Origin of the sequence: Arthrobacter sp. NPDC090010, assembly GCF_044748305.1 — a bacterium.
Classification (GTDB): Bacteria; Actinomycetota; Actinomycetes; order Actinomycetales; family Micrococcaceae; genus Arthrobacter_E.
Genome location: NZ_JBIVFT010000004.1, coordinates 1 through 13503, shown reverse-complemented (window position 1 = coordinate 13503; position 13503 = coordinate 1). Strand labels below are relative to the sequence as shown.

General features: G+C 67.8%; 12 protein-coding genes and 2 riboswitches. Of the genes, 8 read left to right on the top strand and 4 right to left on the bottom strand.

Features of this window, described 5'->3' with window-relative positions:
• Positions 1-20: 20 nt before the first annotated feature.
• Complete coding sequence (locus ACIPXZ_RS07815; RefSeq protein WP_400592023.1) at positions 21-899, bottom strand: alpha/beta fold hydrolase; 879 nt, start codon at positions 897-899, stop codon at positions 21-23.
• 10 nt (positions 900-909) lie between these two features.
• Positions 910-1554: a TetR/AcrR family transcriptional regulator gene (locus ACIPXZ_RS07810; protein WP_400592021.1), complete on the bottom strand. Its 645-nt coding sequence runs from the start codon at positions 1552-1554 to the stop codon at positions 910-912.
• Between the two features lie 104 nt (positions 1555-1658).
• Here ACIPXZ_RS07810 and ACIPXZ_RS07805 point away from each other — a divergent pair, with 104 nt between their 5' ends.
• The 6 genes from ACIPXZ_RS07805 (at position 1659) to ACIPXZ_RS07780 (ending at position 8806) form a co-directional block, all read left to right on the top strand.
• On the top strand, positions 1659-2618 hold the full coding sequence (locus ACIPXZ_RS07805; protein ID WP_400592018.1) for an Lrp/AsnC family transcriptional regulator: 960 nt from the start codon (positions 1659-1661) through the stop codon (positions 2616-2618).
• Between the two features lie 264 nt (positions 2619-2882).
• The gene (locus ACIPXZ_RS07800) at positions 2883-4313 is read left to right on the top strand and encodes an amidase family protein (RefSeq protein WP_400592015.1); all 1431 of its coding nucleotides are present in this window, start codon (positions 2883-2885) and stop codon (positions 4311-4313) included.
• A complete protein-coding gene (locus tag ACIPXZ_RS07795) occupies positions 4310-4591 on the top strand; it encodes a hypothetical protein (RefSeq protein ID WP_400592012.1) in 282 nt (93 codons plus the stop codon). Before ACIPXZ_RS07800 ends, ACIPXZ_RS07795 begins: the two co-directional genes overlap by 4 nt.
• Positions 4591-6057 (top strand): sodium:solute symporter, encoded by a 1467-nt coding sequence (locus tag ACIPXZ_RS07790; RefSeq protein ID WP_400592009.1) that lies wholly within the window; start codon positions 4591-4593, stop codon positions 6055-6057. Before ACIPXZ_RS07795 ends, ACIPXZ_RS07790 begins: the two co-directional genes overlap by 1 nt.
• Positions 6054-7274, top strand: a complete 1221-nt coding sequence (locus ACIPXZ_RS07785; protein ID WP_400592007.1) for a CaiB/BaiF CoA transferase family protein — start codon at positions 6054-6056, stop codon at positions 7272-7274. The genes ACIPXZ_RS07790 and ACIPXZ_RS07785 overlap by 4 nt, the downstream gene beginning before the upstream one ends.
• Positions 7271-8806 (top strand): carboxyl transferase domain-containing protein, encoded by a 1536-nt coding sequence (locus ACIPXZ_RS07780; RefSeq protein ID WP_400592004.1) that lies wholly within the window; start codon positions 7271-7273, stop codon positions 8804-8806. Before ACIPXZ_RS07785 ends, ACIPXZ_RS07780 begins: the two co-directional genes overlap by 4 nt.
• Before the next feature lie 77 nt (positions 8807-8883).
• Here the strand turns inward: ACIPXZ_RS07780 and ACIPXZ_RS07775 are convergent, their stop codons facing one another.
• A complete protein-coding gene (locus tag ACIPXZ_RS07775; protein ID WP_400592001.1) occupies positions 8884-9522 on the bottom strand; it encodes a VOC family protein in 639 nt (212 codons plus the stop codon).
• Between the two features lie 183 nt (positions 9523-9705).
• Positions 9706-10170, bottom strand: coding sequence for a hypothetical protein (locus ACIPXZ_RS07770; protein WP_400591998.1), 465 nt, complete (start codon positions 10168-10170; stop codon positions 9706-9708).
• Positions 10171-10348: 178 nt separating this feature from the next.
• Positions 10349-10466: riboswitch (SAM riboswitch) on the top strand.
• 87 nt (positions 10467-10553) lie between these two features.
• Between ACIPXZ_RS07770 and ACIPXZ_RS07765 the strand changes: the two genes are divergently transcribed.
• Together ACIPXZ_RS07765 and ACIPXZ_RS07760 are read left to right on the top strand one after the other, a co-directional pair.
• Entirely contained in the window at positions 10554-11873 is a 1320-nt protein-coding gene (locus tag ACIPXZ_RS07765; RefSeq protein ID WP_400591995.1) for a bifunctional o-acetylhomoserine/o-acetylserine sulfhydrylase, read from the top strand.
• A gap of 145 nt (positions 11874-12018) precedes the next feature.
• A riboswitch (SAM riboswitch) is annotated at positions 12019-12133 on the top strand.
• Positions 12134-12144: 11 nt separating this feature from the next.
• On the top strand, positions 12145-13302 hold the full coding sequence (locus ACIPXZ_RS07760) for a homoserine O-acetyltransferase (protein ID WP_400591992.1): 1158 nt from the start codon (positions 12145-12147) through the stop codon (positions 13300-13302).
• Positions 13303-13503 lie beyond the last annotated feature (201 nt).

The window sequence follows — 13503 nt, the reverse complement described above, 5'->3', positions numbered from 1 at the left end:
ACCTTCTCAGAAGGCGCCGGTCACCTTTTCAGGAGGCGTCGGACGAAGGCGATGACCTCCTGGGGGTGGGACTCGGCCATGAAGTGCCCCGCCGTGACGGGAGTGAATTCGAAGTCCGGGGCCCAGACCCGCCAGAGTGCTTCGGGGTCGAAGCCGAGCTGTCCGCCCCAGTCCTGGGCGATCGAGGCGACCGGCATGGCCAGCGTCCGGCCCGAGGAGCGGTCCACGCGGTCATGTTCGAGGTCGATGCCGGCCGATGCCCGGTAGTCGGCCACGATCGACGGGACCGCGTTCCGGGAGGCATCCAGATAGGCCTCTCGGATCTCGGGCGACATGGCGGCTTCATCGGCTCCCCACGCCGAGAGGAATGAGCCGAAGAACTCATCCGCCGTGGCCGTGATCATCCGTTCCGGCAGACCGGCCGGCTGGGCCATCAGGTAGAGATGCCAGGCGACGGCCGCGTCGACGCCGTGCAGCACCTCCCACATGTCGAGGGTGGGAAGTACGTCGAGGATGCCCAGGTGAGTGACGGTGTCCGGGTGGTCGAGCCCGGCACGGACGGCGACAAGGGCCCCGCGGTCGTGGCCGATCAGGGCGAAGCGTTCGTGCCCCAGGGCTTTGGCCACGGCGACGACGTCGGACGCCATGGTGCGTTTGGAATAGGTTTCGGCCGCTGCTGCGGGGGGTTTGCCGCTGTCCCCATATCCGCGCAGATCGGGGACGATTACGGTGTGGGCGGTGGCGAGTCCGGCGGCGACGTGACGCCACATCAGATGGGTCTGCGGGAAGCCGTGCAGCAGGACGACCGGTGAGCCGGAACCTCCGACGGCCGCCTTGATTCCGATGCCTTCGTGCCCGGGGATTGTCGCGTACCGGAAACCGGGAATGACGGGTGACACTTCTGACTCCTCAGTGGATGCGGCCGGAGAAGATCCCGGCGTAGTGGGTGGGGGTTGCGGCGGTGCGGAGCGCGGGAAGCAGAACCGAGTCCACCAGTTGTTCCCGGTACCCCTCGTCGTAGGGGAGGGCGTTGAGCGCGCGGGTGACCATCGTGGCCCCGACGACTTCGTCGTAGGCGAACGAGCCGGCGTCGCGGGGGAGTTCCCCGCGTTCCGCCGCATGCCGGAGGACCTCGGCGGGCAGTCGGGCGCCGCTCGGGCCGGTGGAGACTTCGAGATGTTCGCAGAGTTCCGGATCCGACAGTCCCGCCTGCAGGAGCGTCGACACCAACGCGGTATCGCTCGAGGCGAGGGTCTCCGCGAGAATTCCCAGCAGCTCCAGCAGATCACCGCGGAGCGATCCGGTGTCGATGGTCCGGCCGTTTCCCGTTGCGGGCATGGCGCGGATCGCTGCGACCACCATGTCGCGTTTGGTGCTCCAGCGCCGGTACAGCGTGGGCTTCGACGCCCCCGCGCGGCGGGCCACGAGCTCGAAGGTGAGCCCCTCATAGCCGACGTCGGCGAGGAGTTCCGTCACGACGGCCAGAATCGCCGCCTCGCGGTGAGGATCGCGGGGCCGACCCGGAGGGCGGGACTCTTCTTTTAGATACGACACGGAAAGTATCGTAATCGGAACGATCTGGTGCGACAAGCTCTCGGAAGCGGCCGGCGGCGCCTTCGGGGGCGGAGGAGCGCCCCCGGCATAATGGGGGGATGGTCATGCTCACACCCGCACATGAGCTCGATGAACTGGACCGGCGCATCGTCACCGCACTTCAGGTCAATGGGCGCGCTTCGTGGCGTCGGATCGCGGAGGTCCTGGGTGAGCCGTTCCGCACCGTGACCCGCCGGGGGATCGCCCTGCTGGACTCCGGCGCCGTTCGCATCGCGGGGCTGGTCTCCGTGGCGGCCACGCATCTGGTGGAGGTTCAGTGCGCACCGGCCTGCCTCGTTGAGATCGCGGGAACGCTCGCCGACGGGCCGGATGTGACCTTCCTGTATGCGCTGACCGGCCCGACGCGCATCATCATGGAGGTCCAGGAGAGCCCCGGACGCTTGTCGGCCCTGGTGCTGGACGAGCTTCCGGCCGTGGAGGGGGTCACCCAGGTGGACGCCTCTCCGGTGCTGGAGTACTTCCGCACCGTCGCCGACTGGCATCCCGGCCTCATCGCCCAGCCGGAGATCGAAGCCCTGCTGGATACGCGCCCGCCCCCGAGCAGAGGCCCGATCGCCGCAGCCCTTGATGAGACGGACCAGATTCTCGTCAGTCTCCTGGTGGCCGATGGCCGGGTGCCCACCTCGGAGTTGTGCGAAGCGGTCGGCCTGTCCGCTCCGGCCGTCCGTCGGCGCATGACGGCGCTTCTGGAGGAAGGCAAGCTCAGTGTGCGGGCGATCGTGGAGCCGGCGGACATCGGGCTCCCCATCGAAGCGGTCATCTGGATCCGCACGGCCCCCAATGATGTGGCCGCCGTCGGGCGCCTGGTTTCGGCCGAGCCGGGCGTGCGTTACGCCGCCATGACCATGGGTGAGTTCCAGCTCATGGTGAATGTGACGCTCTCCGGCCTCCCGGAGCTCCGGGCCTTCATCACCGAGTCCGAGTGGGCCTCGCGTGCTCATGCGATGCGCACTTCGGTCGTGGTCCGTGCCTATAAGCGAGGCGGCGTGCGCGCCAGGGCCTGACGCTCTTCTCGCAGTTCAGCGCGGCTTTTCTGCCGCATCCCCGGTGTGATGAGAGCCGGCCCCTCGAGGGGCCGGCTCTCATCGTCCATGCCCGGATGGTCCTCTCCGTGCGATGCCCGGGCGCTCCGCTGCGGACTCTCGGCGATGAATTGTCTGAGGCAAGCCTCTGGTCAAAAGTGATCTACACCACTAGTGTGGTCCACATCGCTCTTGAGTTCGCGATTATGTGGCTCAAAATAAAACTATTCCAAAGGTAAGTGACTCATGACGAACGAGTTGGTGTACACCGGTGCTGTGGAGCTTGCCACCATGATCCGCAGCGGAGAGGTCTCCGCCGTCGAGGTGCTTGAAGCTCACCTCGAGCAGATCCGGGCAGCCAACCCGCTGGTGAACGCCGTGGTGACCCTCGATGAAGAGGGCGCACGTGCCGCCGCCGTGGATGCCGACCGCAGACAGTCCGCAGGCGAGGCACTCGGCCCCCTGCATGGCCTGCCGATCAGCTTCAAGGACACCGCGTCCACCGCCGGTCTGCGAACCACCTTCGGTCACCCGCGGACCCGGGACTTCGTCCCCGAAACCAACGATCTGCACGTCCAGCGGATCCTGGACGCCGGCGCCATCCGCTTGGGCAAGACGAACGTGCCCGAGTACGCCGCCGGGTCCCACACCTTCAATCGCGTCTTCGGCGTCACCCGGAACCCCTACGCCCTCAGCAAGTCCGCCGGAGGCAGCAGCGGCGGTGCGGCGGCCGCGCTCGCTGCCGGATTCCAGCCGATCGCCGACGGCAGCGACATGGGCGGCTCGTTGAGGAACCCGGCGTCGTTCTGCAATGTCGTCGGACTCCGGCCGACGCCGGGCATGGTGCCCAACGCGGAGAACAGCAACGTCTTCTTCCCGCTGGGCATCGCGGGCCCCATGGGCAGGAACGCGGCGGACACCGCGCTCTTGTTCTCGGCGATGACGGGCCGGCACGACAGCGACCCGTTCTCAGACTTCCCACTGAATGCGGCGGACTGGTCCACGGAGCCCCGGCCCGAGGACTTCGCCGGTCTGCGCATCGCTTTCGCCCCAACCCTCGGCGGCCGCGTTCCGGTGGAGCGCCAGGTGCTCGACGTCGTCGAGGCGCAGGCCGCGGCACTCGCAGCAGCGGGCGCGACCGTGGAGATCGCGTGCCCCGATCTCGACGGCTCGGATGAGGTCTTCCGTACGCTCCGTGCGGCGTCCATGGACGCTGCGTGGGGTGACGACCTGGCAGCCGACCCTGGGCTGTTCAATCACTTCCTCGCCTGGAACATCCGGGAAGGCTCCCGGCTCAGCGGTCGCGACGTCTACCGGGCGGAAGAGACGATGACCCGTCTGATCCGCAACGCCGGCGAGTTCTTCACCCGCTACGACCTGGTGATCGCACCCGCCTCCCAGGTGGCACCCTTCAACGCCGATCTCGAATACCCCACCGAGATCGAGGGCGAGCAGCTCGAGACCTACCTGGACTGGATGCGCGCACCCTACCTCTTCACCCCGCTGGGCCTCCCCGCCCTGTCGGTCCCGGCTGGTTTCACGCCCGCCGGTCTTCCCGTCGGCCTCCAGATGATCGGAGCACGTGGCAGCGACGCCAGGCTGCTCCGTCTCGCCGCCGCCTTCGAGAAGATCTCTCTCTGCTCGACCATTCGTCCTCAAGGAGTTGCAGTCCTGTGAGCACTGCCCTGGCATCCCCGAAACGACTGACCATCGCGCTGACACCCGTCGTCGGCATCATCATCACCCCGTTCCTGCCTTTCGTCTCGACTCCCACCTTCTGGTTCGGGATCCCCGCCGCCGCCGTCTGGATGACCGGCATGGTCATCGGGGCTGTCGCGGCGCTGCAGATCGTCGAGCGGAGCTATCTCCGAGACGGCGGGGATGTGCTCGACGCTGCGGAAGCCGCCGTCGACGCCGAACGTCTTGCGGCGCTCTCCGAGAGTGAGGCCCGCTGATGCTCACCGTCTTGATCATTCTCGGCATCGTCCTGATCGGCGCCATCGGCGTCTGGTCCCGCGCCCGGCAGACCTCACTGTCCGGCTGGTCGGTGGGCAAGCGCGACCTCCCTCGCTGGACCACCTGGTTCCTCCAGGCCGGTGAATCGCTGACCACTTTCAGTTTCCTCGGGCTCGCAGGCATCGCCTTCGGAGGCGGTATGAGCGCCCTCTTCGCGGTCGGCTATCTGACGATCGCCTGCGTACTGCAGTACTTCATCCTGCCGCGTCAGCGGCAGCTCGGAGCCAACCGTGGGTACCTGACCATGGCGGACTTCTTCCAGGACCGCTTCGGCAGCCGCACACTGGGCAAGACCGTCGCGCTGGTCGGCGCCGTGTTCCTCATCCCGTACCTCCAGCTGCAGATCACCGGGCTGGGACTCATCGTGCAGCTCGCCACCGGAAGCTCCGACGCGAGCGGTTACAGCATGATCGTGGCCAGCGTCCTCGTGGTGGTCTTCGTCATCTGGGCCGGTCTGCGAGGGCTGGCCCGTGTGGCGATCTTCAAGGACTTCATCATGGTCGCGGCCCTGGTGATCGTCCTGGCCGGGGTCATCGCCGGCGTCGGAGCTGTTCCGGACGTGGTGGCCAAGGTCAACGCGATCTCTTCCGGGTACTTCACCATCTCCCGCCCCGGCCTGGACGCGACCTTCTGGGTCAGCTCCGTCATCGTGACCGGCCTCGGCGCGGGATTCAACACCTTCCCTCACCTGTGGCCACCGGTTCTGGCTGCGAAGAGCGGCGCGATCCTGCGGCGCAACAACAGCTGGCTCGCCCTCTACCAGCTGAGCCTGTTCATCCCGATCTTCGCAGGCCTGGCCGGGATCCTCATCCTCAAGCCGAAGACGACCGGCAACACCGTGTTGCTCAGCGTCGCGCAGCAGACCCTGCCTGATCCGCTCCTGGCCGTCATCGCCATCGGTGGCGCAGCTGCGGCCATGGTGCCCGCGGGGGCGATCGCGATGGGCATCTCGATGCTCGTCTCCAACAATCTGCTCCCGGTCAAGAATCAGCGGCTCCGCTTCCGTCTCAACCACCTGATCGTTGCGGTGGCGGTGGGCCTTGCGCTCGCCTTCGGTCTGGCCAAGTCCGACATCGGTGCACTGCTGCTCCTGACCTACGGCGGTCTCACCCAGATGGCCCCCGCCGTCGCTTTCGCCAATGCCAAGCGAGTCCGGGTCCACGGCATCCCGGTGGTGCTGGGCATCCTGGCGGGCGTCCTCTCGGTGGCCATCATCACCTTCGGCAACATCAAGACCGGCGGGATCGACTCGGGCCTCGTCTCGCTGCTCCCGAACCTCGTGGTCCTGGCCATCGCCGAGGGTCTGCGCCGGGTGTTCTTCAAAGGTCAGCCCCCGGTCCCTGCGGAAACGCAGGCGCACCCCGCGAGTCCTGCCCGCGGCACTGTCGAAGGAGCCGCCGCATGAGCGGGACGAATCCGGCCCAGACCTCTGACGGGCAGCCGGGGCCGCTCACGGGAACCCTCGTCGTGGATCTGTCCCGCGCCCTCGCTGGGCCTCACGCCGGCATGATGCTGGGTGACCTCGGCGCCCGGGTGATCAAGGTGGAGAATCCATCCGGTGGAGACGACACCCGTGGTTGGGGACCCCCGTTCATCGACACAGCGGGAGGCCGGGAGTCGACCTACTTCCTGTCCTGCAACCGGAACAAGGAATCCATCACCCTGGACCTGAAGGACGAGGACGACAAGGGTGTGCTCCGCGAACTGCTGCGCCGCGCGGATGTGCTGGTGGAGAACTTCCGTCCGGGAACCCTCGACCGGCTCGGTTTCGATCCGGTCACCCTGGAAGAGCTGAATCCTCGGCTGGTGATCCTGTCCATCAGTGGATTCGGGCATGACGGCCCGGAAGGGCAACGAGCCGGCTACGACCAGATCGCCCAGGGGGAGGCCGGCCTCATGTCGCTCACCGGCTCCGGTCCCGATGACCCGCAGCGGGTCGGCGTCCCGATCGGCGATGTTCTTGCTGGTATCCACGGAGCCTACGGTGTCCTGGCGGCGCTTCTGCAACGGGAACAGACCGGACGCGGACAAGTGGTCAGGACCTCGCTGCTCTCCTCGATCGTGAGCGTCCTCGCTTTCCAGGGGACCCGCTGGACGGTCGGCGGACAGGTTCCGCAGGCCCAGGGAAATCACCATCCCTCCATCGCACCGTACGGACTCTTCCGCTGCGCCGACGGCGCCGTGCAGATCGCCGTCGGCTCGGAAGGACTGTGGAAGCGTTTCGCGGATGCGTTCGGTCTTGACCGCGACGATCCGCGCTGGGACGGCAATGCGCAACGCGTGGAACACCGGAACGAGCTCATCGCCGTGATCGAGGACGCCTTCTCCGCTTACGGTTCCGAGGAACTGCTCGGCCGCTTGGAGGAGGCAGGCGTACCGGCCGGAAAGGTCCGCACGCTGGACGAGGTCTTCGCCTGGGAACAGACCCGTAGCCAGCACCTCCTGCTGGGCATGGAACACCCGACTCTGGGACACCTTGAGGTCCCCGGCGGGCCACTGCGTTACTTCCAGCCGGACGGCACGGAGACCACCAGACTCCAGCACACGGCGCCTCCGCGCCTCGGAGAACACGATGAGGGCGTCAGGGCCTGGCTGGACCAGCTGTTGGTGGGACGCGGATGACGGACGACGTCGGGGCCGCGGGAGTTCTCACCGTGCAGGGGACCCGCGAGCGGCCGCAGACTCCACGGCCGGGTGCCCGTGAGCTGATCGACGCCCTGCTCGACCCGGGCAGCCATGTCAGCTGGGATGTCACGCCGCGCGGAGTCGACGATGCGGCCTACGCGGCCACCTTGGAGCGTGCCCGCGAACGCAGCGGCTCGGACGAGGCGGTGCTCACCGGTGAGGGGGCCATCGGCGGCCATCCCGTCGCCGTCGTCGTCAGTGAGTTCGCCTTTCTCGGGGGCTCCATCGGTGAGCGCACCGCCGATCGGATCGTCGCCGCGATCGATTCCGCTGGACGACGAGGGCTGCCGCTCATCGCGGCCCCCGCGTCGGGCGGCACCCGCATGCAGGAAGGCACCCCCGCGTTCCTCCAGATGGCCCGCATCACGCGCGCGTTGAGCCGTTACAAGAAAAGGAGACTGCCGTACCTGGTGTACCTGCGGAATCCCACCACGGGAGGCGTGTTCGCCTCCTGGGGTTCGCTGGGGCACGTCACGGCGGCCGAGCCTGCGGCTTTGGTCGGGTTCCTCGGCCCGAAAGTCTACGAGGGGCTGCGAGGCGAAGCCATGCCGCCGGGGATCCAGACCGCGGAACATCTCCTGCACCATGGGACGGTCGACGCCGTCCTTGACCTCCCGGGATTCCGCCGCCTGGCGGGCGACGTCCTCACCGTCCTGGCGGGACAAGGTGTCCGGCGCGGTTCTGACGTCGCCAAGAGCGTCGCATCACCCGGCAGGGAGCGCGCGGGTGAATCGGCTCCCTGGGACAGCGTGCTCCGAAGCCGTGACCCGGAGCGGCCCGGGCTGGACGAACTGCTTGCCGCGGGCTTCGGGCGCACCGTCCGTCTGCACGGGACCGGGCGGGGGCGACGCTCCGCCAGCACGGTGACCCTCCTCGCTGAACTGTACGGACGTCCCGTCGTGGTGGTCGCTCAAGACCGTGCCGCACAGCGCGATGGTGCAGTGCTCGACGTCGCAGGGCTGGCTCAGGTGAGGCGCGGGATCGCGCTCGCGGAGGCACTCGGCCTGCCGTTGGTGACCGTCGTGGACACCCCGGGGGCTGAGCTGTCGGTCCGGGCGGAGGAGGACGCCATCGCCGGGGCCATCGCGGACTGCATCGCCGAGCTCACGATGCTCACGGTGCCCAGTGTGGCGATCCTCCTGGGGGAGGGGACCGGAGGGGGAGCGCTCGCCTTGGCCGCCACCCACCGGATCGTCGCGGCAGCCGATGCGTGGCTCGCACCACTTCCTCCCGAAGGTGCCAGTCTGATCGTCCAAGGAGACCTCGAGGGTGCTTCGCGGCTGGCTGCATCCCAAGGCATCACGGCTGCGGCGCTCGCGGAGGCCGGTCTGGTGGATGCGGTGGTGCCCGAGGGGCCGGGGCTTCTCAGAGGACTGGCCCAGGCGGTGGCGGCCTTGCTTGAGGCCGATGTCTCCGAATCGGGCGCGTCCGCTTCCGGTGAGGCGGATTCAGACCGCCGGGCGCAGTGATGAGAAAGGCCGGGAGACCACGCCCTCCGGAGTGATCCGATGGCGTGCTCTCCCGGCCTTTCCGGCGGTGACTGAGGTCAGAGAGTGACCGGCCCCTGAGCTGTCTCGAAGGTCACGGACATGATGCCCGGGGTGCCGTGCGGGGCGACCCACTCGACGGCGACGTCTTCGAGAGGATGTCCGACTTCCTCTCCGAGCCATTCCGTGACGCGCTGGGCGGACCCGGCGATGGTCAGGCTGGAGACCTTGACGTCACTGGTGTAGACGAGGGACGGGTGCAGGCTGGGATCGCCGTCCCACTTGAGCATGTACGGGACCTGGGGATCGGCGATGAGGCCCAGGATGCCGATCTGCTTCCAGATCAGTTCCCGGCCGTCCGGGAACTTGCGATTGCCGGGTACGGCCTCTCGGCCGAGCCGGGATTCGAAGGGGGCCAGGTCGTCCACGGCGACGCACCAGCCCATCCACCCACCGCCCATTTCAGAGCGGGCGCGCACGGCCTGGCCGAAGGGAGCCTTATCCGATGCGGGGTGATTCAGGACCTCCACGACCTCAAGGTACTTGTGGTCGGCCAGGGGGAAGATCATGTTGCGCGTGCCGAATCGGGGGTGCACCCCGCCGCGCACCGCGTGCAGTCCTAGAGCGGCAGAAATGCGCTCTGCAGTGGCCTCCAGGCCGTCACTTTCACAGGCGTAAGAAACGTGGTCCATCCGCATGGCTTCATCCTTGCACTTTGTGACGTGGCACTCAGCTTAGGGTTGCCTAACTAGCTCTGGAGGCTGTGAACGCCTGGTTTTCTGTGCGGTCGAGTGGAATGCGCCGAGGGCTCCGGCGGCGTTGTTTCGTGCCACCGAAGCCCTCTTAGAGTTGTTGTCCGGGTCAGTTGCAGACCCTGCGGATCACTTGTTGCAGATGGTGGCGCTCTTGAAGCCCAGGACCTTCGAGTATCTCGTCTTCGAAATGTCGGCGTAGACATACACGCACTTGCCCTTTGTATTGGTGAGCTGTGCGCCGCCGGCGTAGTACTCGTACAGGCCGTAGTCGAAGGATCCCTGGCCCGTCTTCGGCCTGAGGCTGACGTACATGGTGTTTTTGCCGGAGACGTTGTCGTACACCATGGCGCAAGAGGTGCCACCGTTCTTGGTGGAGTACCAGTACTGCAGGGTCGCCTTGGTGCCCGGCAAGGTCCAGCTCTGTTTCTTGATCCCAGTGCACTGCTTGACGACCGTGCCGGCCTTGCCGTAGGTCGCGGCTTCGGCCGGAGCGCTGGCGGCCAGGAGGCCCGCGAAGGCGAGGCCTGCGGTCGCCAGTGCGGCGGTTGCCCGGCGGATCAGTTTCGGAGTGGGGTTCATTCGGGTGCTCATGATCAAACTCCTTGAATGGGTGCATCTGCATGTCTTGCAGATGTACTACATTTACCCACCGAATTGCTGAAGTGGGAATGGGGAGAGGTGCCCATCCGGTGATCGGAGGCATGGCGCCGCGACGTATTGTGACGCCGTCCTTTTCGCGTCGACGGGCCGCGCCCTACTCTGGGTTCCAGGTCATGAGTGCCAGCATTGAGCCCCGGCTTGCTGGCCGGCAACCCTCCGTCCGCGGCGGGGTGCCCCGGGTGAGGACCAGGCGGACCGGCGCCAAGGCCGGTGCGCAAGCGCGGGCCGTGGGCGCCGTCTACCTTCCTCCGGGCAGGCTGACGCCAGCGATGGTGGGGGAGACCGTACCTGGCCCTTGAAATCTAAGGAAAGCCATGAGCAACAACTGGTCCTTCGAAACACGCCAGATCCACATCGGTCAGGAACCGGACGCCGCCACCGGGGCACGGGCGCTGCCGATCTACCAGACCACCTCCTTCGTCTTCCCGAGTGCCGAGAGTGCCGCGAACCGCTTCGCCCTCGCCGAACTCGCACCGATCTACACCCGGATCGGCAACCCGACGCAGGACGCCGTCGAGCAGCGGATCGCGAGTCTGGAAGGTGGCCTGGCCGCCCTTCTGCTGAGCTCCGGTCAGGCCGCGGAGACGTTCGCGATCCTCAACATCGCTGAGGCGGGCGACCATGTCGTCGCGAGCCCCAGCCTCTATGGCGGAACCTACAATCTGCTCGCCAACACCCTGAAGAAGTTCGGCATCCAGGTGACCTTCGTGGAGGACCCGGACGACCTGGAACAGTGGCGTGCCGCAGTTCAGCCGAACACCAAGCTGTTCTTCGCGGAGGTCGTCTCCAACCCACGCCAGGACGTGCTGGACATCGAAGGCGTCTCGGCAGTGGCTCACGAGTCCGGAGTCCCGCTCGTCGTGGACAACACTCTGGCCACTCCGTATCTGATCCGCCCGTTGGAGTGGGGCGCCGACATCGTGGTCCACTCCGCCACGAAGTACCTCGGCGGGCACGGTGCGGCCATCGCGGGCGTCATCGTGGACTCCGGCAAGTTCGACTTCGCTGCCGACCCCGAGCGTTTCCCGGGCTTCAACACCCCGGACCCGAGCTACAACGGTCTGGTCTATGCCCGGGACCTCGGCGCGGACGGCGCATTGGGCGCCAACCTCAGCTACATCCTCAAAGCCCGCGTTCAGCTCCTGCGCGATCTCGGTTCGGCTGTCAGCCCCTTCAATGCCTTCCTCATCGCCCAGGGGCTGGAGACGCTCAGCCTCCGCGTGGAGCGGCACGTGGAGAACGCTCAGAAGGTGGCCGAGTTCCTTGAGGCCCGCGACGACGTCGAGCGCGTCGCGTTCGCCGGGCTTCCGAGCAGCCCGTGGTTCGAGCGCGGACGGAAGTACGGGCCCAATGGCATCGGCGCGGTGGTCGCGTTCGAAATCGCGGGTGGCCTGGAGGCGGGCAAGGCTTTCGTGGACGCGCTGGAGTTGCACTCGCATGTGGCGAACCTCGGGGATGTCCGCTCGCTCGTGATCCACCCGGCCTCCACGACGCACGCGCAGCTCGGGGAAGCCGAGCAGCTGGCGGCCGGGGTCACGCCGGGCCTGGTGCGCCTGGCCGTGGGTATCGAGCACATCGACGACATCCTCGCCGACCTCGACGCCGGCTTCCGCGCCGCGAAGGGCGCTCGTTGATCACCTCTCCCGCCGGGAGCGGCCCGCCGATTCTTCGGGATCGGCGGGCTGTTCGGCATTCCGCTGGAACATTGTTCCGAAGATGACTCCTCATGAAGCGTCATCTTCGCAATGTGCCGTTTCGTGTCCTTTAGACTGGACGAAGAGTCACGAGTGTCAGCGTCAAACCCCGGTTTGCTGGCCGGCAACCCTCCATCCTGCGGTGGGGTGCCCCGGGTGAAGACTCGGCCCTCGCCGTCCGGCCTGGGCAAGCGCAAGGAATAGAGGCTTCATGACCATCGCTGCATCCCGCCCGCACCCTGCCGCTCAGCGCGCCACGCAGGCGCCGGCCAGCCCCACGACGGGCCACGACGGCGTCGTCCGTGCCCTTTCGGTCGGTCCGCTGGGTCTCGAAGCCGGGGGCAAGCTGCCTGATGTGACGCTCGCGTACGAGACGTGGGGGACACTCGACGCCGACGGCGGCAACGCCGTCCTGATCCAGCACGCCTTGACGGGCAGCACTCATGTCGCTCAGGGGGACTCCGAGGAAGAGGGCTGGTGGGACGGGCTCGTCGGTCCCGGCCGGGCCATCGACACGGACCGCTACTTCGTGGTGGCGGTGAACATCCTCGGAGGCTGCAACGGCAGCACCGGCCCGGGGAGTCCTGCCCCGGACGGAAAGCCGTGGGGATCCCGCTTCCCCTTCGTGACCCTGCGGGACGCGGCCGCGGCCGAGGCCCGGCTCGCTGACCGGCTCGGCATCGGCCAGTGGTTCGCCGTCGTGGGCGGGTCCATGGGAGGTGCTCGGGCCCTGGAATGGGCCGCGGGTTTCCCAGAGCGCGTCCGCAAGTGCGCAGTGATCGCCGTCGGCGGCCACAGCACCGCCGAACAGATCGCCCTCGCACAGGCCCAGACGCTCGCCATCCGGCAGGACCCGGAGTTCCGCGGCGGTGACTACTACGGTGCTGCGGCCCCGGACGCCGGTTTGGCCCTGGCCCGCCGGATCGCGCACATCTCCTACCGCAGCGAGGCCGAGCTGGAGGCGCGTTTCAGCCGGAAGCCTCAGGACGGGGAGGAACCGCTGAGCGCGTCCGCGCTGGCCGAACGCGGCCGTTATCAGGTGGAGAGCTACCTGGATCATCAGGGCGGGAAACTGGTTCAGCGCTTCGACGCGAACAGCTACATCGCCCTGACCGAAGCGCTCATGAGTCACGACGTCGGCCGGGGTCGCGGGGGAGCGAGCGGAGCATTCGCGGGGAGCCCGGTGGAGTTCTTCCTGGCCGCGGTCGAAAGTGACAGGCTCTACCTGCCCGTTCAGTCGGAGGCGCTGGCGGAGGCCCTCCCGGGAGAGGTCCCGGTGCACCGGATCGTCTCTCCGATCGGTCACGACGGGTTCCTGACGGAGGCCGGCCAATTGGGCGCGCTGCTGTCCAAGACCTTGTTCCGCTGAGCCGGGCGCCTGCCCCGCTTGCCCGGCCCGGCGCAGCATCGAATGTGAACCACTCTCCCCGCCGAGTCCGCTGTGCCGGGGGGGGGGGGGGGGGCCCCCGGGGGGGGGGGGCGCCCCCCCCCCCCCGCCCCGGGGGGGGGGGGGGCGCCCCCGGGGGGGGGGGGGTGATGCGGGGGGGGGGCATCGAGGGGGTGGAGAGGC